The 25,923-nt window shown below is 34.5% G+C and carries 24 protein-coding genes; 16 read left to right on the top strand and 8 right to left on the bottom strand.

The genetic code is table 11. The annotated features are described in order from the left end of the window. From MP477_RS02705 to MP477_RS02695, 3 genes are all read right to left on the bottom strand, one after another. A partial coding sequence (locus tag MP477_RS02705) for a hypothetical protein (RefSeq protein WP_257189045.1) occupies positions 1-186 on the bottom strand: 186 nt, incomplete at its 3' end. A gap of 558 nt (positions 187-744) precedes the next feature. Continuing rightward, positions 745-984 (bottom strand): Ada metal-binding domain-containing protein, encoded by a 240-nt coding sequence (locus MP477_RS02700; RefSeq protein WP_257189044.1) that lies wholly within the window; start codon positions 982-984, stop codon positions 745-747. A gap of 6 nt (positions 985-990) precedes the next feature. After that, positions 991-1,704 carry a 2OG-Fe(II) oxygenase gene (locus MP477_RS02695; protein ID WP_257189043.1) on the bottom strand — a complete coding sequence of 238 codons (714 nt, stop codon included), beginning with the start codon at positions 1,702-1,704 and terminating at the stop codon, positions 991-993. Between the two features lie 184 nt (positions 1,705-1,888). Between MP477_RS02695 and MP477_RS02690 the strand changes: the two genes are divergently transcribed. Beyond that, positions 1,889-2,335: an N-acetyltransferase gene (locus tag MP477_RS02690; protein ID WP_257189042.1), complete on the top strand. Its 447-nt coding sequence runs from the start codon at positions 1,889-1,891 to the stop codon at positions 2,333-2,335. Between the two features lie 459 nt (positions 2,336-2,794). Here MP477_RS02690 and MP477_RS02685 read toward each other — a convergent pair whose 3' ends face one another. Further along, entirely contained in the window at positions 2,795-3,376 is a 582-nt protein-coding gene (locus tag MP477_RS02685; protein WP_230035050.1) for a hypothetical protein, read from the bottom strand. Between the two features lie 334 nt (positions 3,377-3,710). Between MP477_RS02685 and MP477_RS02680 the strand changes: the two genes are divergently transcribed. From MP477_RS02680 to MP477_RS02660, 5 genes are all read left to right on the top strand, one after another. Next, complete coding sequence (locus MP477_RS02680; RefSeq protein ID WP_257189041.1) at positions 3,711-4,076, top strand: BlaI/MecI/CopY family transcriptional regulator; 366 nt, start codon at positions 3,711-3,713, stop codon at positions 4,074-4,076. A gap of 5 nt (positions 4,077-4,081) precedes the next feature. Beyond that, positions 4,082-5,896 carry a M56 family metallopeptidase gene (locus MP477_RS02675; protein WP_257189040.1) on the top strand — a complete coding sequence of 605 codons (1,815 nt, stop codon included), beginning with the start codon at positions 4,082-4,084 and terminating at the stop codon, positions 5,894-5,896. A gap of 57 nt (positions 5,897-5,953) precedes the next feature. Next, positions 5,954-6,856, top strand: coding sequence for a GLPGLI family protein (locus tag MP477_RS02670; RefSeq protein ID WP_257189039.1), 903 nt, complete (start codon positions 5,954-5,956; stop codon positions 6,854-6,856). A 206-nt stretch (positions 6,857-7,062) separates the two neighbouring features. After that, a complete protein-coding gene (locus MP477_RS02665; protein ID WP_257189038.1) occupies positions 7,063-7,629 on the top strand; it encodes a sugar O-acetyltransferase in 567 nt (188 codons plus the stop codon). A gap of 26 nt (positions 7,630-7,655) precedes the next feature. Then, complete coding sequence (locus MP477_RS02660) at positions 7,656-8,525, top strand: GLPGLI family protein (RefSeq protein WP_257189037.1); 870 nt, start codon at positions 7,656-7,658, stop codon at positions 8,523-8,525. A gap of 76 nt (positions 8,526-8,601) precedes the next feature. Here the strand turns inward: MP477_RS02660 and fsa are convergent, their stop codons facing one another. Then, the gene (fsa, locus tag MP477_RS02655; protein WP_047491216.1) at positions 8,602-9,255 is read right to left on the bottom strand and encodes a fructose-6-phosphate aldolase; all 654 of its coding nucleotides are present in this window, start codon (positions 9,253-9,255) and stop codon (positions 8,602-8,604) included. A gap of 276 nt (positions 9,256-9,531) precedes the next feature. On the opposite strand from fsa, the gene MP477_RS02650 reads away from it, so the two are divergent. Further along, a complete protein-coding gene (locus MP477_RS02650) occupies positions 9,532-10,020 on the top strand; it encodes a YdeI/OmpD-associated family protein (protein ID WP_257189036.1) in 489 nt (162 codons plus the stop codon). 199 nt (positions 10,021-10,219) lie between these two features. Here MP477_RS02650 and MP477_RS02645 read toward each other — a convergent pair whose 3' ends face one another. Then, positions 10,220-10,780 (bottom strand): hypothetical protein, encoded by a 561-nt coding sequence (locus MP477_RS02645; protein WP_257189035.1) that lies wholly within the window; start codon positions 10,778-10,780, stop codon positions 10,220-10,222. Between the two features lie 193 nt (positions 10,781-10,973). On the opposite strand from MP477_RS02645, the gene pepE reads away from it, so the two are divergent. The 4 genes from pepE to MP477_RS02625 all read left to right on the top strand — a co-directional run bounded on the left by pepE (position 10,974) and on the right by MP477_RS02625 (position 15,198). Then, positions 10,974-11,669 (top strand): dipeptidase PepE, encoded by a 696-nt coding sequence (pepE, locus tag MP477_RS02640; RefSeq protein WP_257189034.1) that lies wholly within the window; start codon positions 10,974-10,976, stop codon positions 11,667-11,669. Next, positions 11,666-12,529: a hypothetical protein gene (locus tag MP477_RS02635; protein WP_257189033.1), complete on the top strand. Its 864-nt coding sequence runs from the start codon at positions 11,666-11,668 to the stop codon at positions 12,527-12,529. The genes pepE and MP477_RS02635 overlap by 4 nt, the downstream gene beginning before the upstream one ends. Before the next feature lie 122 nt (positions 12,530-12,651). Beyond that, positions 12,652-14,025 carry a D-alanyl-D-alanine carboxypeptidase/D-alanyl-D-alanine-endopeptidase gene (dacB, locus tag MP477_RS02630; protein ID WP_257189032.1) on the top strand — a complete coding sequence of 458 codons (1,374 nt, stop codon included), beginning with the start codon at positions 12,652-12,654 and terminating at the stop codon, positions 14,023-14,025. A gap of 6 nt (positions 14,026-14,031) precedes the next feature. Next, entirely contained in the window at positions 14,032-15,198 is a 1,167-nt protein-coding gene (locus tag MP477_RS02625; RefSeq protein WP_257189031.1) for a HAMP domain-containing sensor histidine kinase, read from the top strand. Between the two features lie 134 nt (positions 15,199-15,332). Here the strand turns inward: MP477_RS02625 and MP477_RS02620 are convergent, their stop codons facing one another. Continuing rightward, positions 15,333-15,473 (bottom strand): hypothetical protein, encoded by a 141-nt coding sequence (locus tag MP477_RS02620; RefSeq protein ID WP_257189030.1) that lies wholly within the window; start codon positions 15,471-15,473, stop codon positions 15,333-15,335. Further along, entirely contained in the window at positions 15,470-17,203 is a 1,734-nt protein-coding gene (locus MP477_RS02615; protein WP_257189029.1) for an AraC family transcriptional regulator, read from the bottom strand. The genes MP477_RS02620 and MP477_RS02615 overlap by 4 nt, the downstream gene beginning before the upstream one ends. Positions 17,204-17,644: 441 nt before the next feature. Here MP477_RS02615 and MP477_RS02610 point away from each other — a divergent pair, with 441 nt between their 5' ends. From MP477_RS02610 to MP477_RS02590, 5 genes are all read left to right on the top strand, one after another. Next, the gene (locus MP477_RS02610) at positions 17,645-18,103 is read left to right on the top strand and encodes a T9SS type A sorting domain-containing protein (protein ID WP_257189028.1); all 459 of its coding nucleotides are present in this window, start codon (positions 17,645-17,647) and stop codon (positions 18,101-18,103) included. Positions 18,104-18,107: 4 nt separating this feature from the next. Next, complete coding sequence (locus MP477_RS02605) at positions 18,108-24,572, top strand: RHS repeat-associated core domain-containing protein (RefSeq protein WP_257189027.1); 6,465 nt, start codon at positions 18,108-18,110, stop codon at positions 24,570-24,572. Continuing rightward, positions 24,569-25,159 carry a hypothetical protein gene (locus MP477_RS02600; RefSeq protein WP_257189026.1) on the top strand — a complete coding sequence of 197 codons (591 nt, stop codon included), beginning with the start codon at positions 24,569-24,571 and terminating at the stop codon, positions 25,157-25,159. Before MP477_RS02605 ends, MP477_RS02600 begins: the two co-directional genes overlap by 4 nt. A 92-nt stretch (positions 25,160-25,251) precedes the next feature. Continuing rightward, entirely contained in the window at positions 25,252-25,545 is a 294-nt protein-coding gene (locus tag MP477_RS02595; RefSeq protein WP_257189025.1) for a hypothetical protein, read from the top strand. A gap of 31 nt (positions 25,546-25,576) precedes the next feature. After that, the gene (locus MP477_RS02590; protein WP_257189024.1) at positions 25,577-25,882 is read left to right on the top strand and encodes a hypothetical protein; all 306 of its coding nucleotides are present in this window, start codon (positions 25,577-25,579) and stop codon (positions 25,880-25,882) included. Positions 25,883-25,923 lie beyond the last annotated feature (41 nt).

Raw genomic sequence — 25,923 nt, 5'->3', positions numbered from 1 at the left:
CTTTGTTTTTTTGTACTTTTTGCGTAGATCGGGATTCTGCTCATAAAGCCACAGGTATTCCCCGTCGATCCATTGTTTCTCGGTGATCTCCTGCAATTGCTCGGCATTGGGGTTTTTAAGTGTTGGGAACGGGTACCTGAACTGATTGCGAAGCAGTTCAAGGGTACTAAAATTTTCATTGTTCATGTGTGATAGTTTTGTTACTAATATATCATTTTATTTAACATAATATTAATTTTATTTCACATGATATTGACATTTGATGTAATATATTCTAAAATAATAGTATTAATGGGAAATTGAAGAGATGAAAAAAAATTAATGATGCTATGGGGTCAGGATATCTCTACTTATTCTAAACATATTTTCATCCTTTTTCTCATCCTTTTTTATCACGGACATCCATAGAATATGAAACATGGATAATGAGCGATTAACATGCGGTAAGGGCTGCTTGATAAAAAAGTAAGAAAGAATAAGTCCCAGAAGGCTACTTTAAGAAATCAAACAGTTTCTTTGTCATTTCGCCAGGAATCTAAACGAGACAATTCATAAAGTAGGGTATAGATTCCACGCTCCACTACATTTCGCTCTGAATGACACCTTGTTTGCTTAAATTTATTAAATCCTTGTTATAAGGGATTGTTACTCATTTCAATTCGATGACTGCCGGACGTTATAACCGAAAACAACTTCCAGCCATAAACCATTTACTTTCTTACCCGAACTCAGGTTAAATAGGATCTATTTATTTTTCCAGATTTTATATTTTTCTTTCATACAGTGCCCACACGGGCGATAATTATTTTGCATTGCTTCCTGCTCAGATACAAAGAAAACCCTGTTTTCCCGGTTCATTCTTTTGCCTGACTTACAATGAAGCAATCCATATATTTTTAGTTTTTTATTTCCTCCAAAACAAATTTTCCGGTGGTGTATGTTACTTCTGAGAACAGAATCTGATAGCTGTGAATGCTGTATCATATTGTTTTACTTGGCAGCATCATGGAAAATGATTCCCAGGGCGTATCGATTTCCTTCCTTTACTTCACTTACTCCATGTTTCATATTAACCCTGTAATAGCCTTTTGTTCCTTTTTCAGGTTTGAAATTGGTGGTAAAAATAAGCAGATCACCTTTCCCTGGTTTTAAAACAATAGCTTTAGACTGTGCTCTTGGGACCTGTTGGGTTAATACAAACTCACCTCCGGTGAAATCTTTTTCAGGTTCACTGAGCATGGCAACAATCTGGATTGGGAAATACAGGTCTCCATATAAATCCTGATGTAAAGTATTGAAACCTCCCTTTTCATATTGTAAGATTAAAACAGTTGCTTTCTGCTGACCATTGCTGTGGCACTGCTTCAGGAATTCTGCATGCTCTAATGGAAAGGTTGTATCCATATGTAAAGCCTTGAACCAGGAATTGGCAATAGAAGCCAGATGAGGGTATATGGTGGTCCGTATCATTTGAATCAATGCAGGAAGGGGATAATTAAAATATTTATATTCCCCTAAGCCAAAGCGATGCCGGGCCATAACAACGGTTTTACGATAGGATTCTGAATGGTTGTAATTTGACTTCAGCAGCTCACAGTCTTCATCTGATAAGAGATTACGAATAACGGCATATCCGTTTTGATGCATAGCTTCAGTAATAGAGTGCCAGTCTGTATTGTTGATTTTTTGAATAATATCTGTCATGATTTTGTTTATGTACAGCAAAGATCCAATGTTATTCATAGATATAAAATCCAAACATGCGGAAAATGGGCTGGATGACCATAATACATCTTCGTTCTGGACTAGCTGTATAACTTTAATCTGGAGTATAAAACCAGTCCTCTTTAAAGGTACTTTTGCACCGTTAATACAAATAAATATAACGATGAATTACACCATTAAAAAAGCGGGTCTTGAAGATCTGAATGAAACAGCAGAATTGTTTAATCTTTACCGTATCTTCTACAGACAGGAATCAGATCTGGAAAAAGGAAAGGCCTTTTTAAAAGAAAGGTTTTTAAACAGCGAATCAGACCTGTTTCTTGCCATAGCTGACGGAAAAGCTGTAGGATTTGTCCAGCTTTACAAGCTTTTTCATTACACCAAACTACAGAAGCAGTGGCTGCTGAGTGATCTGTTTGTACATCCTGATTATAGAGGAAAAGGGCTTTCTGTAGCTTTAATTGACCGCAGTAAACAATGGTGTGAAGAGACCGGTGCATGTGGACTAATGCTTGAAACAGAGAAAACCAATGATATTGGAAATACCCTTTACCCACGTTGTGGATTTGAATATGATGGACTTCACAACTATTATTACTGGTGGAGATAGGTGAGGAGTTGAGAGTTGAGAGTTGAGAGTTGGGAGTTGGGAGTTGAGAATGAGGGTGGATAGGGGATGTAAAGTGTTGACCTTACGGTGTTAAAGTATGATATTTCATCTTATATGTTGATAAATAATAGCCGGTAGCCTGGTTTGGGGCTTTTCATTTTCTAGTTTTTTCTATAAAATAGTAGTATTAGTTCTACATTTATTATTATTTAATTCTACATCTATCCTTTTACTTGTACGAGACATAAAGCTATTTTTGTAAGAGCTCTGAATAATCAGAATTAGGACAGCTGAGTACAGAGCTTTATGAAAGAAAATTAATCTCCGCCTCATTTTCTACTTTTTCCCCACGGTTTTATGATTAGTACCACAAAACTGCTTGGCGGAGATTTTTTTACTTCAAATAAAAAGAGAACCACATTTGTGATTCTCTTTTGTTTTTTATTCATTACCTCTGTATTACGGAGCCAATTGAGCGTAAGGAGTCAGCTTATTATCATCAGACATGGTCTGATCCAAAAACTCTCTTTTCTGATTTGCTTTCATCCTTCCGGCAGCCTCATTAGCACTGAAATAAGCTTCACTTAGCTTTGTAGCAAGTTCTGCAGGCTTGAAATCAAATTTTGTATCACCTTCCACTCCCAGGTATCCATTTTTTTTGGTAAGGTTTGTAATATAGTTATTATAATTGATTAATGTATTTCTCAGATATTGAGTATGATACTCCATACATTTTTTAGCTTTCTTGGAAGAATTATTAAGAATACAGTTCTTCATATTGTTTCTGTATAAAAACCATTCAGATTCCAAAATTTTATATTCTTTACCCACAGCAATTTTTCCGTTTGTGACAATATTATTATCGCTTTCTTTGGTAGCAATGTTCTGAAGATGCTGCATTACCAATGGAACAGTAGCCTCAATTTTAGATTTTGTTTCCTTTAATACACTGAGATCAGCAGCCGGAGAATTCTTCTTTTGTGCTGTTGTTACGTTAAAAATAAGCAGTAATAGTACAATCAATAAATTATATCTTTTCATGAGAAATTTTTAAAGCACTAAAATAAATATAATTTCCCGGTTTAGACAAATCCATTTTAATTTTATTTAATAAATTTTAACAAGTTTTAAGAATTTAAAGGTGAAATCATCACTTTTCTGCTGATTATATAGCTGATAATTTACTGCCACTAAAAAATATGTATATTCAATATAAATTTATTTATTTGATTATCAATGTGTTAATGTATTAGCATCTCCTATCACTAAAAAAATAGTTGTTAGATTCAATTTTATGTCTACATTTGTATAACTAATTTCTTAGTGATATAAGATGCATGGATCATATATCACCTTAATGATAAATGAAAAGGATATGAAAATTCAAACCTTAACCAAAGCAGAAGAACAGGTAATGCAGTATTTGTGGAAAATAGAAAAAGGATTCCTTAAAGATATTCTTGATCTTTTTCCTGAGCCAAAACCACATACCAATACCGTTTCTACAATTTTGAAAGTATTAAAGGAGAAAGAATTTGTAGATTATGATGTCTACGGAAGACAGCATGAATATTATCCGTTGGTTTCTAAAGAACAATATTCGGGGAAAACAATGAAAAGCCTTGTGACGAATTATTTTAAAGGTTCCTACAAAAGTGCCGTTTCGTTTCTGGTAGAGAAAAATGAAATGACCGTTCAGGACCTTGAAATGCTATTAGATGAATTGAAAAAGAAAAGCTAACAATCATGGAAACACTGCTTCTGTACTTTGGAAAAGTAATTGTATGTTCTGGTGTAATGTTTTTATATTATCAGTTGTCTTTAAAAGACAAGACATTTCATCATTATAACAGATTTTACCTTTTGTCAGCAATACTCATCTCATTATTGCTGCCTTTGATCAGGATAGACGATTTTACGATAGAAGTAAATAATGATATGTATATGCTTCTTGATAAGATTCAGAATTTTAACACAACAAAAAATATAGACCATGGTCACATTTATTTTAACATTATTTTTTCAGCTCTGGGACTGGTTTCTCTCTATTTTATAGGAAAACTGAGCTATGGGATTTTTAAAATCCAGCAGTTTAAAAAACAGTTTCAGAAAGAAAGCTTTGACGGCATTAATTTTTACCGTACAGACCTGATAGAAGCCCCATTTTCATATTTTAAAAACCTTTTCTGGAAGAATGCAATCACCTTGAATTCTGATATCGGAGAACAAATTTTAAAGCATGAAATGGTACATATTGAGCAGAAGCATTCATTTGATAAAATCTTTATTGAAGTGATCACCTCTGTGTTATGGTTCAATCCATTTTTTCACCTTATCAAAAGAGAAATTAATTTAATCCATGAATATCTGGCTGACAAAAAAGCCGTAAAACATTCGGACACCAAAGCATTTGCGCAGATGCTTTTAGCAAGCCACTTTTCCGGAACACAGTTGCCTGCCACCAGTCCGTTTCTAAGTTCAAACCTTAAAAAAAGACTTAAAATGTTACAAAAACCTAACACCAAATTCGGGTATGCGCGAAGAATTTTTGCATTACCGGTTTTATTTTCAGTGGCTTTTGCCTATATGGTGAACGCTAAAAATAAAGAAATTGAAGAAACGAATATCTCCATTAAAAATGCCGTTTTACAAATTCAAAAAGATACAGTAAGACCCGGAGAAACTGAACAGAAGAAAATTCAGGAAATAAAGGCGAATGATTCTGATGATGATAAAAAGTTGTCTAAAATCCAAAAGAAGATGGATGAAAAAGGAAAGGAGCTGGATAAACTGAAACCCGGCAGCAATGCTTTTAATAAGAAAATTGAAGAAATAAATGTACTTGCTTCAGAAATAAGCAAGATTGCTGACCAAAAAGCTCTTAAGGATACGGAAGAATATTTCAAATCTCCTGAATGGAAAAATCAAATGGAAGCACTTGAGAATATGGAGATTGAAATACCTGAACCTTTGGCAGGACCTACTTCTCCTGATGAGCCTAAAAGTCCTACTGTAATATATTCTAAAAATAGTAAAACGGTATTCTATAAAGACCTGGGCCCAAAAGAAAAAGCAGAAGTCCGAAAAGCGATGAAGGAAGCTAAAAAGGCAATGGAAGAGGCTAAAAATGCCATGAAGGAAAATGAAAAGGCAAGAAAAGAAAATGATAAAGCCAGAATAGAATCTGCTAAAGCTAGATTAGAAAGTGAGGTGGCCAGAAAAGAAGGAGTGAAGGCAAGAATTGAAGCTGAAAAAGCCGCGTTGGAAAATACAAAGAATTTCAGGAAAGTAAGTTTCACCTCAGTAGGCAGCTCTCCAAAAGTGATGGTAATGCAGGCGGATTATATTAAAAAAGATGGTGACGGGAACATTGCCATGAATGGGATAAAAAAATTCAAGGTAAGCGGATGGGATGATCTGAAATACTATATAGATGGAAGAGAAGCATCTAAAGAAGAAGCGGATGCCTTAAAACCTGAAAATATTGCAGGCGTTACTGTTTTCAAAGAAAACAAAGCTAAAGGCACACGGAACGAAATAAGAATTCAGACAAAGAAATAACGTTTCATCAGGCTTTGTCAATATTGATATTGACAAAGCTTTTACTGACAAATCATTATGAAAAATAAAATTCTGTTCTTTATATTACTGGGGATCTTCACCAGTGCCCAGACCAATAGGTTTTTTTACGAATACAACTTTATTCCGGATTCCAATCATAAGGAAGAAGTGAAAAAAGAAATGATGTTGCTGGATATTGATAAAAAGGGATCCAGTTATTACAGCCATGATAAATTTGTAGCAGATTCCATAGGAAGAGCCGAACTTGAAAGACAACTGAAGTCCGGAGGAGGAAACATAAGTGTTAACAGAAGGGAAAAATCTGGGCAGGTTTCTTATAAAGTAACCAAAGAATATCCGGATTTTAAAACCTCTCTCTTCAAAAATATTTCTACAGACAGATATAAAGTAAAGGAAGATAAAAAGCCTGAGTGGAAAATACTCCCTGATAAGCAAAAAATTGGAGAATATAATGCCCAGAAAGCAGCAACAAGCTTTGGAGGAAGAGAGTGGACAGCCTGGTTTACTACAGATATCCCTTTTCAGGACGGTCCTTATAAATTTTACGGGTTGCCAGGGCTTATTGTAAAGATTGAAGATGCTACGGGGTCTCACAGCATGACGCTGATAGGTAATAAAACTGTAAAATCTGTAGATGCAGAAAAAGATATGCAGGTTCCTGAAAATGTAAAGATATTAGGATTCGGAAAAGAAATTGAGGTAACGAAAGATCAGTTTAAAAAGGCATGGAAAGCCTATGTGAATGATCCTACTAAAAATATGAGAGAGTTGATGATGAAAAATGGGGGAGACGGTAATACTAAGTTTGCCTTTAAAGTGAAAACCTCCGATGGAAAAGAAATTTCTGATCCCAGTCAGGTTTTCCGGGAAATGGAAAAAAGAACAAAAGAATCGCTTCAAAAAGATAACAATCCGATAGAACCGGACCTGGTGAATTAAATTATATCATTTATTATTGAAACAGAATGTCACCGGCATTCTGTTTTTGTTTTTTAAGGAATCAACCATAGCCAACATCAGAAAATAATATCTGCTGTGTAAAAGAATACTTATTGAACTTGATTAGTTTTAAACAGGCTATTATTACTATTATTGCAAATATTCTTACCTTTTAAGCAACAAATAAATTTTCAACTTATCATCTTATGACAGAAAAGGAAAAATGTGCAGCCGGACTTTTATATGATGCAAACTATGACAAGGAACTGATCAGCGAGCGTATTGCCTGTAAAGACCTGTGCCAGGAATATAATGAATTGAAGAACTCTGACGCTGAAAACAGAAGCCGGCTCATCAGAAGAATTATTGGAAGTACGAAGGAAAATATTTGCATAGAACCTGTTTTTTGGTGTGATTACGGATATAATATTGAAGTGGGCGAAGATTTTTATGCCAATCACAACCTGGTTATTTTAGACTGTGCCAAAGTAAGGTTTGGAGATCATGTTTTTATAGGTCCCAATTGCAGTTTCTATACTGCCGGCCATCCACTTGATGCAAAGCAGAGAAATAAAGGATTGGAATATGCTCGTCCCATTACCGTAGGAAACAATGTCTGGCTGGGAGGAAATGTTGTTGTTCTGCCCGGAGTAAGCATAGGAGATAATTCCGTAATAGGAGCAGGAAGTGTAGTGACTAAAGATATTCCTGAAAATGTGGTGGCTGTAGGAAATCCATGCAGGGTTGTTAAAAATATTTCCGAAGAAAAATAAGATTACATCACACAAAATAACTAACAATGAAAAAACTAATCACCTTAACGATTCTTTTAGTGAGCATCATAGCCAATGCACAGAATCAGAGATTCATGTATGAGTACCGGTATGTCACAGATTCTACTGCCGGAGGCCAACCGGAGACGGAGATCATGCTGCTGGATGTTGTTCCAAAAGGTTCAAAATTTTACAGTAAAGATACCTTTGAAACAGATTCTCTTATTGCTGCAACTATGGAAAAACAGTTTAAGGCCGGAAGTGAAGAATTAAACTTCTCAGGCATTCAATATAAAGGTAAAATACGGTATAGTGTTGAAAAGATGTATCCGGATTATTCAGTGATTTTTTTCAATAACCTGATTGCTGACGAATATATGGTAAAAGATGAAAGAAAACAGCAATGGAACATCCTTTCTGATAAAACAAAAATTGGCGAATTTACTGTTCAGAAAGCAGTCTGTGACTTTATCGGCAGAAAATGGACCGCCTGGTTTACCACAGATCTTCCTATTCAGGATGGACCCTATAAATTTCACGGGCTTCCGGGATTAATTGTAAAGCTTGAAGACGCTACCCATACCCATTCATTTGAATTAAAAGGAAATAAAAAGCTCCCGGCAGGATATGAATGGAAGAGTACTAAAGAGAAAGAACGATTTAACCCGATTATTACGGTGAATGAAGAGAAATATAGAAAAGCTTTTAAAGAGTATCGTGCTGATCCGATGAAAAGCGAAAGGCAGATGATGGCCCAGGGGGTTGTTATTAAAGAAATAGATGCATCAGGAAAAATGACCACGGCTTCTGATTCAGAAAAAAGGGATAAAGAAATAAAACGAAGGAATGATGTACAGAAGGAAAATAATATTCTTGAGCTCGACCTGTTGAAATAAGCAGGCTATTATAAAACAAAATCCCGGGAACATTGGATTGGTTCCGGGATTTTTATATTTAAGATTGTTGTCAATTTTATGCTAATTTCTGAGAATCTGCAATAAACTGAGCCAGTCCGCTGTCTGTTAATGGGTGTTTTAACAAGCTCAAGATCGGAGGAAGTGGAGAAGTAATTACATCAGCTCCAATTTTAGCACAGTCAATGATATGCATTGAGTGACGGATAGAAGCTGCAAGGATTTCAGTGTCAAACATATAATTATCAAAAATAAGTCTGATCTCCTGGATAAGGTTTAATCCATCTGTAGAGATGTCATCCAATCTTCCTAAGAATGGAGAAACATAAGTAGCTCCTGCTTTTGCGGCTAAAAGAGCCTGCCCTGCAGAAAAAATCAATGTACAGTTAGTCTTGATTCCTTTATCAGAAAAATATTTTAACGCTTTAATACCGTCTTTGATCATTGGAATCTTTACTACGATATTTGGGTGGATAGCAGCCAATTCGTCTCCTTCTTTGATCATTTCTTCATAAGTAGTAGAAAGTACTTCTGCAGAAATATCTCCGTCTACAAGTTCGCAGATCGTTTTATAATGGTTTTTGATTGCTTCAGCTCCCTGGATTCCTTCTTTAGCCATTAATGAAGGATTGGTAGTTACACCATCCAAAATACCAAGATCTTTAGCTTCTTTGATTTGCTCTAAATTAGCTGTGTCAATAAAAAATTTCATTTCGTTAAATTAAATAGATTTACTTCTGCAAAGATAGGGGAATTAATTGAGTTCCTGAATATGAATTTTGAGTTACGAGGTCCGGGGTTCGGGATATGAGTTTAAGGGTGGGAGTGTTTGAGGGGAATATAGTATAGGATGTAGAACTTATATTTGAAAAGGAGAGTTTACAAGCCGGATGAAATATTTTATCATCTACACAGCCTAACACCATACACTATACATTATACAAATAACATTGTACATTTTACAAAATCATCCTACATTTGTTAGTCCATGAAAAACAAGCATTTTACAGCAACACTGGAAATCATAGGGATTAATCCTTTCGTTTTTGTTCCTGAAGAGATTTTGGATCAGATTTTTGAGGATTCAGAAAGGAATAAAAGTCCGATTCCGGTAAAAGGAACAGTGAACGGTAAAGAGTTTAAACAGAACCTAATGAAATATGTAGGGGAATGGAGACTCTATGTGAATTTACTCATGCTGAAAAATTCTCCGAAAAGGATAGGTGAAACCATTGAAGTAACATTAGAATATGATGATTCCGACAGAAGTATTGCCATCCATCCTCAGTTGGAACAGGCGATCAGGGACAGTAATCTGGCTACAGCCAATTTTGAAAAACTGATTCCTTCAAGACGGCATGAACTGATCCGCTATATCAATAATTTGAAAACTGAAGCCGGTATTCAGCGGAATATTGAAAAAATTATCCGGCATTTGCATGGCGAAACAGATTTTTTTGGAAAAAGGATTGATTAGGGGGAAAAGAACCAAGAATCAAGAACCAAGAACCAAGAGCCAAGAACCAAGAATCAAGAATCAAGAGCCAAGAATCAAGATTTCAGATGACGGATTGGCGATTCTGGTGAGATAATTTATAGTTTCCAATTACAATAAAGAATAAAAATTAGAGGCCAAGAAATAATAAAACCGGAAAATTTTCCGGTTTTACTTATTTTTATGAGTTTAAAGTCTTGCTAAGTTTTATAGCATCCTGATTGGTAGGATCATACTGTAAAGATTTAGCAATATGCTCTTTTGCTTTGCCAGGATCACTTTTTTGTTCTGCAAAAGCAATATAGAAATAGGCATAAGCCAGATTTTTCTTATTCTGCTCTACTTCTTCAGGTTTTACCGTAGCAACATACTTTTCATAAGCAAGTTTTGCATTGGCATCATCTTTCGCAGACTGATAGGCATATGCCTGGCTATAATAAGACGGAGCCCAATCCGGTAACAAAGCAGATACTTTTTTCCAGGTATCAATCGCATTGGTCCAGTCTGAAGCATCCTGATAAGCTGCAGCCAGTTTTGATAGCGATTCCGTATCCTTTGGATTGGCTTCGATTTGTTTTTTAAGACCTTCAATAGTAGAGTTGCCCGATTGACTCACAGCAGCTGTATTAGCAGTACTCTTCGTGCTGTCTGTCTGAGTGGTTTGCGCACTTACTAAACTAGTACCTCCTACTAGAATTAAACCTAAAAATAGATTTTTAATATTAACTTTAACCGTTTTCATAATCTTATATTTAAAATTCTAACTTCTGAAATTCAATAATAATTCCATAAAAATTCAAATTTTAGAAGCTTTAAGTTTTTTTAGAAAATATTAACGGGATTGATGTTTTTTTTAGTTTAATTTTTGATTCGTTACCGTTTGAGTTTATCTTTGTAGTTCAGTATTTTTTTAATAATCAATATATTTTCCCTGTATGAATATCATATTAGCTTCCACATCCACCATTTTTGGTGGAGAATATCTGGAATATTTAAGAGAAGAATTAATCCAGTTATATAAAGGAATTGACGAAATTGTTTTTATTCCTTTTGCAAGACCCGGTGGTATTTCTCATGATGAGTATACTGCAAAAGCACGTTCCTTCTTTGAAACCATCAGCATTAAAGTAAAAGGTCTTCATGAATTTGAAGATAAAGCTGAAGCCTTACATCAGGCGAAAGGTTATTTTACAGGCGGCGGAAATACATTTTTATTAGTTAAAACACTGCATGAAGAAGGGCTGATGTCTGTTTTAAAGGACAATGTGACAGGTGGTAAAGCTTATCTGGGGTGCAGTGCAGGAAGTAATATTGGTGGACAAAACATGAAAACCACCAATGATATGCCAATTGTTTATCCGCCAAGTTTTGACTGCATGGGACTTGTACCGTTCAATATTAATCCTCATTATCTTGATCCGAATCCCGATTTGAAACACAATGGAGAAACCAGAGAAACCAGAATCAAAGAATTTCTTACCCAGAATGATAGTAAAGTAGTAGGACTCAGAGAAGGAAACTGGATCAGAAGAACGGGAGACTCCATTACTGTTGAAGGAAGTGAGCTGACCAGGATTTTTGAAAAAAATAAAGAACCTTATGAAATAGAATCCGGAAGCACACTGTCATGAAACAGGACGTGATCAATGCTTTCATAGAACGTAATCTGAAAAATTTTGAGGTGAACAGCACCGGGTGGAATGCGCTGATCAAACAAATGCTGTTTGAATTTGCTATTGGAGGCTGGAATATTGAAAAAGATATTTTTGGTAAAGAAAAATATGGAGAACTCCGTTGCTACACCTATTCTGAAGATAAGGAGCTTAATACGGTCATTAAAAATATTACCGAAAAGTACACCGCACTTTCTATGGAAACCTGCGAGATCTGTGGAAGTGAAGGAAAAAAAAGATCAATAAATTCCTGGGAAACCACTTTATGCCTGAGCCATTACCTTACCCAGAAGCCGGTTATCGAAATTGACGAAGAACTGAATATCAGATCAAACAATAAAATACAGCTTAATATAAAGGATATTGTAAGAGCTGACATTGAATATGATCTTCAGAACTTATGCTTGTATACAGAAGAACCGACTTACGGGACGGAAGGTATTTCTTTTTCCTGGCAGGAACCCAATTATTATCTGCTTATGAAAACTATTCCGTTACAGGTGTTTCCACCAGATAAGCAAAATACTGTTTCAGCATTATTTGAAAATTTACAGCATTGTGAGATATGCGGATATAAGGCTGTTCACCAACGGTCCTGCCTTCGTTGTCATCAGGAACCGTGGATTGAATCTGAAGTTTTTATTGAAGATTATGGAGAAAAGGCAAACTATATAAAAGCCTGCCAGATGGATATCTTTATAGACGAAGATGATTATGAGAAATATTTTAAATACGATCGGTCATTTGAAAAGTCACCTGACCATCAGATCCTTTTTGGGCACCATGATCTCAAAGAATATGAGAAGCTTTTATTTTAAGTATATTTGATTAGAATTTGAATGAATAAAAATGTTTTTAGTCCTGTTCAGTCAGTCAATAATATGATTGATACCGGTGATTCAGACATCTTAATAAAGTTTAGAGTAAAAACAACAATGCAATGAGAAAAACACTTGCAGTTCTCACCCTTTCTGTACAGGTTATTTCTGCTCAGAATATAGCCCAGAAACTAGATAAAGCTACCAAAGACCTTATGGATTCTTCAGGAACCATTGCTTCCGCTCTGTCATTTTATGTCTCAGATGATAATGGGAATTTTATATATGAATATCAGGGAAATAAAGGTCTTTCAACAGCTTCTACGCAGAAGATTTTTACAGCAGGAGCCGCGTTGGAAACGTTAGGTAAAAATTATACGTATACCACTACTTCCAGTTATTCCGGAAGTATATCCGGGGGAAATTTGAATGGAAACCTTTTCATCAGTTCCAATGGTGATCCTACTTTGGGAAGCTGGCGGTATGATGCCTATAAACCCGAAAGCTTTAAAAAGAAATTAATTGAAGCCATTAAAAATTCCGGAATTACAAAAATATCCGGTGATCTGGTCATAGATGATTCTTATTTTGACCATCAGACGATTCCCGGAGGATGGCCCTGGGATGATCTTGGAAATTATTATGGAGCAGGAGTCTGGGGGATCAACTGGAGGGAAAACCAGTTTGATATCAACATCAACGGAACAGATTTTAAAAACTTTTCCTATCCTCTGGAAGGTGTAAAATGGCTGAATGATCTAAAAACAGGAGGAAGCTCAGATCAGAGCCTGATCTTTACAGCTCCTCATTCTGATGTTGCCTTAATCAACGGTATGCTTCCGGGCGGAAAAACGGTCACCGTTTCCGGTTCTACACCCAATCCTCCTTTACAACTGGCTGTGGAAGTACAGCAATGGCTAAAAGAATCAGGAATTGAGATCTCAGGAAAAGCCATAACTAATTCTCAACTTGAAATAGAAGGAAAGAAGGCCTTGGAAGCCCCGAAGAATACTATTATCCTGACCTATCAATCTCCAACGCTGGATAAAATTGTGTATTGGTTTTTAAGAAAAAGTGTCAATCTTTATGGGGAAACTTTAATTAAAACCTTAGGAAAAGAGAAAAAAGGAAACCCAAGCTTTAAAAGTGGAGTCGCCTACCTGAAGGAATTCTGGAAGTCAAAAGGAATTAATCCGAATATGATTAATTTTGCTGATGGCAGTGGACTTTCCCCTCAGAATTACGTGGCGGCAAAAGCAGAGGTACAAGCGTTACTATATGCTAAAAAGCAATCCTGGTTTGAAGCTTATCAGGACGGTTTTCCGGTTCAGGAGAATGGAATGAAAATGAAAAGCGGAACCATGAGAGACACCAAATCCTTTGCAGGATATCATACTGCTAAAGATGGAAAAAAATACGTGTTTTCAATTATTATCAATAACTATCAGGGGAGTGGAAGTACAGAGCTGCAGAAAATTCTGAATGTTTTAAAATAAAAAACTTTGAGGAAATCCATATTAACCAGACTGAATAACTGGATTATTTTTGTTGTAATGACTGCCTTAGTGGTAGGCATTGTAGTAGCATCTACATCACTGATCAATTTCCTCCGAAAAGAAGAAATTAAAAGGATCAGCCTGCTGTCTAAAGCCATACGGATCCAGCAGGAAGTGAAAACTCCTGATACCGATGTTTTGGACCTTTTACCGGAGATTCTGAATATCAATAATACCATTCCGTTTATTGTAACCGATAAAAATAAAAGGGCCATCCTTGATTTGGGATATTACAGGAATATCCCTGAAAATACCATAAAAGATCCCGAAAAGCTGCAGGATCTCATCAGGAATATGGAGAAAAACTATGATCCTATAGAAATTAAAGTACCTGACGGAAACAACCAGTTTGTCTATTATGACAATTCACGACTGCTTAATAACCTTCGTTATTCACCTTATATTTTAGGATTATTTATACTCTTGTATTTCGGTTTCTCTTTCTGGTTTTTCAGGACGATAAAGAAAACAGACGAAGGATACCTTTGGGCAGGTTTGGCCAAAGAAACAGCTCACCAGATCGGGACTCCCTTATCATCTATGATTGGATGGATGGAGATCATGAAGCTGGAAAATCCGGATTCAGAAGGGGTACACGAGATAGAAAAAGATATTGAAAGGCTGAGAACGATCTCTGAAAGGTTTTCAAAAATAGGTTCTGTGCCGGAGCTGAATGATATGAATTTCAATGAAACAATTCAAGTAAATTATGATTATTTAAAAACCAGAATTTCCAGAAAGGTTAATTTTACCCTACAGCTTCCAAATTATACAGTTCTGGTTCCTCATAATAAGATCCTGATGAGCTGGGTAATAGAAAATCTGGTAAAAAATGCAGTAGATGCGATGAAAGGGGAAGGATCTATTACCATGTCCGTTTTTGAAAGAAATAAAAGTATTCTTGTGGAAGTAAAAGACAATGGAAGCGGAATGACAAAACAGCAGGCGAGAAATGCTTTTAAGCCGGGCTATTCTACCAAAAAAAGAGGTTGGGGACTGGGATTATCGCTGGCAAGAAGAGTAATCCATGAATACCATAACGGAGATATTAAAATCTCTCAGACTGAAGTGGGAAAGGGTAGTACCTTTAGAATAACTATAAAAAAAACGTAAGAAAATATCTTGGAAATGTATAAATCATATGCCAAATCATGGTGAGAATTTATATCTTCCTGAAATTCCCTGAATGAAAATAAGATGAGTACGGAAAACGTATCCATCAAAAGATTAGAAAGGAAAATAAGGTGTTACTTTTTTATGTTTTCTTTAGGCTGGTAATCCGGATGACCTAATTGCCAGAGAGCAAAAGAGAAAACATCAGCTAAATTTGAATATTTTTGTTTTAGAAGCTGGTCACGTCCACCGTGTCCGCCAAGGAAGAAAATCATGTGTCTTCTTCTTCTTCTTTTAAGGCTTTTATAAAATAGGAAGGTAGCGTATTTGTAATTTTTTTAAATGCATTAGTAAAAGACTCCACATTATTGTATCCTGCTTCATCCGCAATAGCAGCTATCGTAAATTTTTGTAAATTTTTATTTTTCTTTAATTCTTCAATAATGTAATTAATTCTTAATTCATTAAGATACTGAGGAAAATTTTGCCCTTTCAATTCATTGACCAATTTTGATAAATAAGCTCTGTTTGTATTAAGCTCTTTTGATAATAAATCTAGATTGATTGTTTTATCTAAAAAGCGTTTATTGCTCTCAAATTCTTCTAGCTGTATTCTAAGCTGTTTGATTTTACTATCAGATAGATTCAACAATTTAGATTTTTCATTCTTTTGTTTTAGTGAAGGATAAGGTACTTTGTTATATGGCTCATCAACTTCTGAAATAGCTTCTTTTATATCTGGTTTTTCAGTTAGCAAATTGGCTTTAGATTGATATAATTTTATTTTTTTCCTATTTCTTATTTGTAAAACAAACAAACTAGCTATAAGCAAACCACCTGCACCCAATAGCCAAAATAAGGTATAGTTCTTAGAATTTAAGTCTGCAATCAAAATCTCTTTTTCATTTAACAGAAGAGGTGTATCATATTTTTTATTGATTTCTGTTGATAAAAAGCTATAGTTTTTAGTTAAAATACTATCTACAAACAAGAGATGCTCTATATAAAATAATTGTTTTTCCTTATTTCCTGTTTTTTTGTAATAATCAATTAAAAATGGATAAGTATTTCGTAGCTCATAAGAAACATTTTTACTTGTAGTAATAATAGAGTCTACCTTTTCAAATCTATTTATAAACTTTTTATTGTTCATATTATATAAAATTTTTCCTATATAATATTCACTTAGAGCTATATTTTGAATATTGTCTGGGTTTTTTGTAAAAAGATAGGAAGCTCTATCCAGAATTGGTAAAGCGAGTTTATAGTTTCTTTGCTTGAAAGTGTTAATACCTGAAACTAATGATAAGGAGGCATATAGATCCTGATCTTTGCTTTTCAAATTCTTTTCAAGTCCACGTTGGGCATAGTAATTTGAAGAATCTAATTGATTACTTACATGATATGCATATGCCAAATTATATAAGCACTTCTCATAATTGATATGACTTGTGAGATTATTCTTTTCTAAATAATTTTTATAACCTAATAATAAATTTAAAGCTTCGGGATAATCCTGCAATTCAAGCTTTAGTAGACCTATGCAGGAATTGATATTATTGTAAACTTCACCTTCTCTTTTAGCATAACCTCTGGCGATTAAGTAATTATCTAATGATTTAGCATAATCAGCAGCGTAATAATAATAAACACCTTTGTACCGATAAGCTTCTGATAAATATTTATGATTTTGCATTTTCTTGGATACAGTAATCATACTGTCTACAAATAAAAGAGTCTGCGCATCACTGCTTATTTTATATAAAGACTCATATCCATCAGCAATTTTCTCATTATTTTTATTTTTTTTAGCCTTTAAAATTATAGTATTAGCATAAACTTTAGCTTTAGTTTTATTGGAATAGAGTGTTTTATTAAAAGATTTTTCTAATTGTTCAAAACTTCTGTTTTTTAAAGAGTCTGGAATACGAAATCCTTTTATATTTTGGGAAAAATATAAATTCTGACAAAGGGCCAACAAATAAATAAGGAATTTTCTTTGCATATTGTGTTTCGATATACAAAAATACATCTTTTTAATACTATTTTTTCACTATAAAATGAATATTTATTGTTAGTAAGTTATAAATCAATATTTTGAATCGTAATTATTCTATATGAATTTATAAATTCAATATATTATTATCCCTGAATTTATAAATTCAGATATGCTTTTCTTGCAGACTAAAAGAATCAAATGCATTTTTGTTCCAGATAAAGTACAGCGATTTATTTTTTGTATCTGTACACAACAAAACATAGAATACTCTTTCACAAAATAACGTATAAAACACAAAAATTATGAAAAAAACATTATCAGTTCTTGGCCTGATCACATTTGGATAATTGTTTTCTCGAAAATATTCCTGCGACAAAACAGTATAAATAATCATTCTCTTTATAGAGATTTATATCTACTTTTTACATTCACACAAACCACAACACAATGAAAAAGATTTATTTAAGCGCATCACTCTTATGCGCTTCCCTGGGGTTGTCGTATGCCCAGGTCACCGAAGTTTACTTCAAATATGACGAAGCCGGGAACCAACGGTACCGGAGTCCCGACTCCGCTGCCAAACAGGCTGCTGAACAATCTAAAACCGCTGCATTAGCTGGGCCACAGCTGATGGATGAAAAAACATTCTGGAAACAGATACGACTGTATCCTGTTCCGGTCAGCGATATCTTAACTATTGACTGGACGGAGGAAGTGGACGGACTGATAGAATCCGTCTCATTATACCAGCACAGTACAGTCCATTGGAAATTCCAGCAGCAGAATTTACCTGACCTTAACAAGCAATTGAAAATCAATATGACTGGTTATGACTGGGGAGTATATGTACTGCGCTTTACGCTAAAAGACGGAAGAGCTTTCAGTAAAAACATCACTAAAAGATAATGCCATGAAATACAATAACAATAAAAAGAGATTCTTTTCGTGCTTTGTGCTGTTCTTCATCTCCATGATGTGTTTTGCACAAACAACACCGATACAAAAATTTCATGATACCAAGGGAAATATTGACGTCAATGGAGCCGGGCAGCTTCAGTTTACATTACCCATCGCTCTACCGCCGGGTATAAAAAGCGTAGCACCGCAGGTGAATCTTGTCTATAACAACGGCGCATCCAATGGAATTGCAGGCTATGGCTGGAATATCTCTGCCACTAGTTCAATTTCAAGAACAGGGAAGAATATAGAAAAAGATGGAGAAGTGAAAGGTGTTCAGTTAGATTATACCGATTATTATAGCTTTAACGGTCAAAGGCTCATTTTAAAATCCGGAGAATATGGAAAGGATGGTGCAGAATATGTAACGGAGAAATATTCTAATGTAAAGATTAAGTCTGTGGGATCGGTTTCAGGACAGTCGTGGCAGGGCCCCGAATATTGGGAAGTTACATCCCCTGATGGATCACAAGCTTGGTATGGGGCAACAAGTTCAGGTAATAGTGACGCCAGAACCCCTTTGGAATATAATATTGTGAAATCGAAGGATTCACAAGGAAATTATATCACTTATAATTATACACAAGACACAGGAACTAATGTCGCGGTAATTTCTTCCATTAAATGGGGAGGAAATGAACCTTTAGGGAAGACACATTTTAATGAAATTGTGTTCAATTATAATGTAAATGTCACACGGGGTCTTACAGAACAATCTTATATGAATGGTATATCCTTTATTCAAGATAAGCTGTTAAACAATATTGTGGTAAATACTAATACCTTTCAGTATAGAAAATATGATATAATATATAAATCAGATGATACAAAATATCAATTTGTAGAAAAAATACAAGAATATAATTCAGAAAATCAGCCGGCAAACCCAATTGAATTTTTTCGGACTGAGAATAACCCCAATTATACCCATGTTAATACTGGAGGTTGGACAAATTTCTATGAGCTTACTTTGAGTGGGGATTTTCGTGGAACTCATGCTACGGATTTTATTATATATAAAAAAGTATCAGCAGGTAATCCAGAGGGTTATTATTTACATTATGGGGGTAACGAACCCGGTTATTATTTAGGTCCAGAGAATGTTTATAAGGGTGCGGTTTCAATAAATATCAAAGATGCCAATAATTTTGTCAGCAGTAAACAAGGGTTTGTTTCTTATTCGATAAATCCAACAACAAAAGACTTAACCCTTAACTATTATCTTATTGATTTAACAAAACGTATTAATTATTCAACTGGCTCTTTTCCTAACGCGTTATATTTAGTAGGAACAAAAGTTATTGCACGTAATCAATGGGATGAAAGTGAAAGTAATTTCCCTCCTGATATTTACTATTCACATCAAAAAACAAGTAATATAGTGAAACTTATCCCCTATGATATCGAAGGAGATGGTATACCAGAAGTTTTAATAGCAAAAAATAATTCTATTAGGGATAAAACATGTCCACATGTGGAGGGTCAAATACCACAAGAGGATGAGTGTGAGATAACAACTTATGAGGAGAATAAATATATTGTGGTCAAGCAGCAAGACAGCTCCTTTCCTTTTTTCCAATTTGAATTTTATAAAAATGAAAATCTTCTTTTTGGCGATTTTAATGGAGATGGAATTGATGATATTGGGAGATCTAATTTTTACTCAAATACTACTATAAATGGAGAGTCAGTACCAGGAAACATGTTACAGGCCTATAACCTGAAAAAAAACGACCAAGGAAATTATGGCTTATCTGAAGTATTTTCTGGAAGGTATTCTGGCCTTTCTTCAGAGGTACAGATGGGTGATTTCAATGGGGATGGGATATCAGATTTATTTGTTCGTACAAACATCAATAATCATTACATTATAAACCTAAATACGGGGAAAAGCTTCTTAGAAATACCGTATTTTAATGATTTTAATGGAACTGAAAGCAATACAAGTGATAAAAACGGTTATTATTATACGGCCAAAGTTTTAGACATTAACGCAGATGGGAAGTCTGATATTATAGATTTTAGTACCAGCTATAGTATTACGACACCTACTTCTGCAAATACCTCACTTACAATAAAAGTTAATGAAAACCAAGGGTATTTGAATGGGAGAATTCAATTTGGTTTTATCCCGCCAGTTACTAATACCTATGATGCCCCATATATTTTTAGAGATATTTTAGGATTAAGACAGAATGAATTACATATTTATACTCCTACTTATAATCAAAATCTTGGTAGAGTAACTAATTTTTTGCATTATTCTAATCTTCCAAACTCATCAATTAACAAGATTGTACAGGGAGAAGTAACAAATTTAATCACCTATGGTGGCACAAATCCCTATTATAAGCCAGTAAAAAATGAACAATATCCATTAATGGAACTGGGAGACGTAAATTCACAACTAGTTTCAGCGATTTCTAACAATAGTAGATTTAAAAAATTCCGCTATCGTGGGCTTATTATAAATCTGCACAATAAGAAGACAATCGGTTTCAGACAGCTGGCAAGCTCTTCATGGTATGGGTCTGGCTTTGAGAATACAATCATATGGTCTGGAACTGAAGTCGATCCTTGGAATGAAGGAGTACCGGTTAAAGAGTGGTCCATCAGAACTAACGACGAGACTAAAATATTCCCGGCAGATATTTCTGAAAATAATACCGAACTATTAAGCTTCAAGTCTACAACTTATCAAACTGATAAGCTTCTGAACAGCCAGATTGTAACAACCGTTCCTGATGCAGAAAAAGCTAAAGTGGTAACAGCCATTGTTCCAAAAACAAGCAAAGCAAAGAATTTCTTAACAGGTGCTATTGCCGAGAGTGCCATTACATACGGAGAGTATTATCTTCCGACACAAAGTGTCTCGAAGATCAATTCCAGTCTTTCTGTAACGACCTCTACTTTTGAATATAATAACAATCCTTCTGGTCTTGGCGCTGATTATTATGTAGGACGATCAAAATCAAAAACTGAGGTTATTAAGGCATATGGTGATACCAAATCAGGTAAAGAAGAATATACCTATGAAAATAACCGTATAAAAACCATAAAAAAATGGAATGAAAATAATACAGGCCATATATTGGATACTTACAGCTATGATGGTTTCGGAAATCTCACTCAGAAAGTATCAAGTAATAGCATAGATCCACAAACCATAACATCAGGTTTTGAGTATGATTCTAAAGGCAGATTTATAATAAAACAAACCGATAATTTAGGATTACAAATAGAGACTACTTATAACGATTGGGGGCAAATAATAACTAAAACAGATCCGTTAGGCAATACCCTCACCAATACCTATGACGGTTGGGGCAAATTATTAACTTCCACAACCAATTTAGATGGAACAACCACTTATAACTATGAAAGGGACTCTGATGCCAATATAACGATTATTCAGAGCGATCCGGATGGTAATGTTTCAAAGATTTTCACCAATAAATTAGGACAGGAATACAAGACTTCAACTAAAGCTTTTGGACAGGGACAATTCGTATCTAAAGAAACCCTTTATGATGTATTAGGCAGAAAAATTAAGGAATCTGAACCTTATTTTGAGGGACAAAGCGCCAGCCAGTGGAATATCATTGCCTACGATGACTCTGTATATCCGGCAAAAGTAACAGCCACTTTGTTTAACGGTAAGCAAACGGAAACCACTGTTTCAGGGTTGACAACCACAGTAAAAGAGTCAAGTCCTGCAGACTATGGAAGAACAACATCCAAAACTGCTGATGCGTTAGGAAATATTATTTCTTCAAAAGATAGCGGAGGAACTCTTAAATTCAATTATAACGCTGCTGGACAACAAATAATGGCCAGTTACGAAGATAATATAGTGAGAACTAAATATGATTCATGGGGAAGAAAATCAGAATTTAATGACCCATCTAATGGGATCTATAAATATGAATATAATGGACTCGGCCAACCTAAAAGGACCATCAGCCCGAAAGGAACAAAAGAATATACCTATAATAGTCTGGGACAGTTAGCTTCCCAAAAAGAATTTTCTACAATCGATGGTGGGCAAACCACCAATAAAAAGATTTCTTTCGGCTATACTAATAAAGGTATGCTTTCTGGAAAAGCAGTTATAATAAATGGGCAAACATTTAACACCACGTTCACCTATGATCCGCAGGGAAGGCTATTATCTTCCGCAGAAAGCAGCTATGGAAAAACCTACACGCAGAAAGGTATCGCCTACGATGATAAAGGAAGAGTGGTTTCTTATGAAAAAGAATTACAATCTTCGGGAGTTTTAACTAAAGTTACGGTAGAAAACGTATACAACCCATGGAACGGTCAGCTTTATCAAATCAAAGATAAAAATTCCGGGAAGATCTTATGGGAATTGAAAGATGTTAACGCCAAAGGGTTGCTATTAAAAGAAATATTAGGTGCAACAGCCGTAAATAATACCTATGACGCCAATGGCCTTCTGACAAACGTCAATCATTCTTCACAGGCAATGACAGACATTCTTGATGTATCCTATTCGTTTGATGCGATAAGGAATGAGCTCAAAACAAGAAAGACAAGAGGAGATTTCGATATTGCAGAATCTTTTGATTATGATAGTAATAACCGGCTTATCAACTGGACTGATCCGGTAACAGGAATTAAACCAACTGATAAGAGAAATGGATATGATAAAAAAGGACGAATTATAGAAAATGATCAGGTAGGAACAATGAAGTATGAAAATTCTGCTAAAATCTACCAACCTACCGGGATGACACTCAACGCTGCCGGAATACAAAATTATAATGGTGATTTAATCCAAACTGTTGTTTATAATGAGAATAATGACCCGGTATTCATTGATGGAGCGAAAGGAGATGTTGCCTTTCAGTATGGGTTTTCAGATATGAGACAGAAGGTTAGTTATGGTGGTAATTTCGATACTAAGGGAGAAGGTAAATTCACAAAATTTTATAATGAAGATGGTAGCTTTGAAGTAGTAAAAGACAATAAAACAGCCAGGGAGAAACATATTTTATACATCGGAGGCAATCCTTATGAATCCAATATTGTATATTTGAAAGACTTTGATCAGACTGTTGGTTCTTATAAGTTTCTTCACAAAGACTATATAGGAAGTATTCTTGCCATCAGCGATGAAGCAGGAAACAAGCTAGAGCAAAGACATTATGATGCATGGGGCAGCTTGGTAGCCTTATCATTTGGAAATCACGGAGAAGTGATCATGGATAAAAACAAGATTGATAATTCCGCGTTATTAATAGACAGGGGCTATACCAGTCATGAACATTTTGCTGAGGTAGGAATTATTCACATGAATGGCAGGTTATATGACCCGCTACTTAGAAGGTTCTTAAATGCTGATGAAAACATACAGGACCCTATGAATACCCAAAACTATAATAAGTATGGGTATGTGATGAACAATCCACTCATGTATAATGACCCAAGTGGAGAGTTCTTAGGGTGGCTTATTGGGGCTATAGTAGGAAGCTATTTAAGTGGAGTTCAAGCCAATCATGGAAATTGGAATCCTGTAAAATGGGATTGGCAAAACACCTGGACCTCTGTAATTGGAGGAGCATTCGCTGGAGCCGCACTTGGTCAAGGGATAAGCAATATTAGTGTATACGGAACAAAATTTATTCAAAATTCCGTAGTGGGAGCTGTTGGAAGTATATTTAATGGACTCGCCAATGGACAAAACATTTTTAAAAGTGCATTAACAGGATTCGCAGGAATAAATTATTCATTTAATTTATCGGGGAATAGAATGACATCTACTGATCTGGATTTTGCAGGATATAAATACAGTATAAGTGAAATGCTTGTTAGTGATGAAAATACTTTAATTGGTGGAACTGAAGCTGAGTTTAGCCGTGATACAGTATTAAAAGTTGCCAATGCTCATTATGAAAATCAATTTATTCGGGGTAGTTGGCATTTTGTAGATGAAACAAGTGATTTAAGCCCATATCTACGAGGACAAGGCTATTCATTTGGAGGTAGTAGTAATAGAAATCTTTTAGTCAATGGAGATAATAAAGTTTGGGGATTAACAGAAATCGTTACTCATAATGATGTTATTGTCTGGCAAAGGATATACTTACCAAAAGGAGCATTTATAAGTTTAGAGCAATTAGACTTAACAATGGGACACGAGATTTTCCATTCTATTTTAAATAATGCACGCCTTTTTGATCAGCAGGGTGGGTGGCTGAATAGAAAAGACAGTGTACATGAATATTTTACTGGACAGTGGGAGCAGCAATATGTACGATTCAGAGGATGGCAAAAATTGAATTTAAGCATGCAGTCATTATTCAACTATGTAACTACTGATGATAGCTTAAAACCACTTATACAAAAAATAAGACCAATATTTAATAATTATTTAAAAAGCACTTTAAAATGAAAAACATAATAATTTTTCTGGTTTTTTCTTACTTTCTTCTTTTTTCCTGTGAAAAGAAGAAAACAGATACTTTTAATTTATCCTACATAAAGGATAATAAAAATATTGTGCTTAATTTTAAGAATAATACCAACACCGACATCGTATTTTTAGCACCTAATATGATAGGGTTTGAGAACGTTAAAAATAAAGACTCTCAAAATGTATATGCTATAATAAATACCGACAAACAAGATAAGTATTATCAAAAAATAGTAGATAGTCTTTATATAAAAGCATTGATAAATGAAAATATGCAGATTCTTATTGATTTAAAACGTCCTTCCGACGGACATTCTGTATTTTACCTGAAAAAAGACAGTTCTTTAAAGGTATTTTACAAACTAAATATCCTAAGAACAGCTATTCCTTCTAAGTACAAACAAATTTATCATCCCTACAAAAGAGGAATACAAGAGAATTATTTAGAAAGAGATTATATAACGAAATTTTCTAAGCTTAATTTTGGTAAAGCAAAATTTGTATTACAACCAGTAATAGAAGATAGCTTATTTATAAAAGTTTCTGAAAAGGATACAAATTACTAAAATAATAACATTATAACTTGAATGAATCCGTCTCACAACTGAGACGGATTCATTACAATTGAATATAAAAAAATATTTAAAGAGTACATTAAATGAGAAATTCTATAATAGTAACAATATTTTGTCTTTTTATTTCTTGTGAGCAAAAAGAGAAAAATTCATTTAGTCTAAAATATATTAGAAATGATAATGAACTGTCTCTTATATTTGAAAATGACACTGAGAAGGATATTATATTTCTAACACCCAATACACTTGAAGTTGGAGATAAGAACTTTAAAGATATTTCTACACAAGGTAATATGGAAGGTTCTTATCCTATTACAGTTTATGCAACAATAAAGGATAATCAATTTTTCAAAATTTTATCAAAAAACATTAGATAGTATTAGAAACTTCAATTTATCAGAGAGAGGAATGGCTGATTTAATAAATCAAGTAATGCCTGGTGATGGGGAGTCTGTATTTTATCTAAAAAGCAATGGAAAATTGAGCGTAAAATATAAGTTAATCATCAAACAATCTCCCCCAATACTTAAATATTCTTCAAAATTTAAACAAAACTATTATCCTTATGATAAAGTATTAAAAGGGAATTATCCTGAAGGAGAATACTTAAGAAGATTTTCAAAACTAAATTTTGGAAAGGCGAAATTTATAGCACAACCTATAATAGAGGACAGTTTATTTTTGAACATCTCGCAGAATGATGCCAATAAATAATTAATAATTCCATCCCTGAATGGAAGAAAGTTCTGATGGTG

It is taken from the genome of Chryseobacterium sp. WG23 (assembly GCF_024586575.1).
In the GTDB taxonomy this organism is placed as follows: domain Bacteria; phylum Bacteroidota; class Bacteroidia; order Flavobacteriales; family Weeksellaceae; genus Chryseobacterium.
This window is presented reverse-complemented; position numbering and strand designations above follow the sequence as displayed.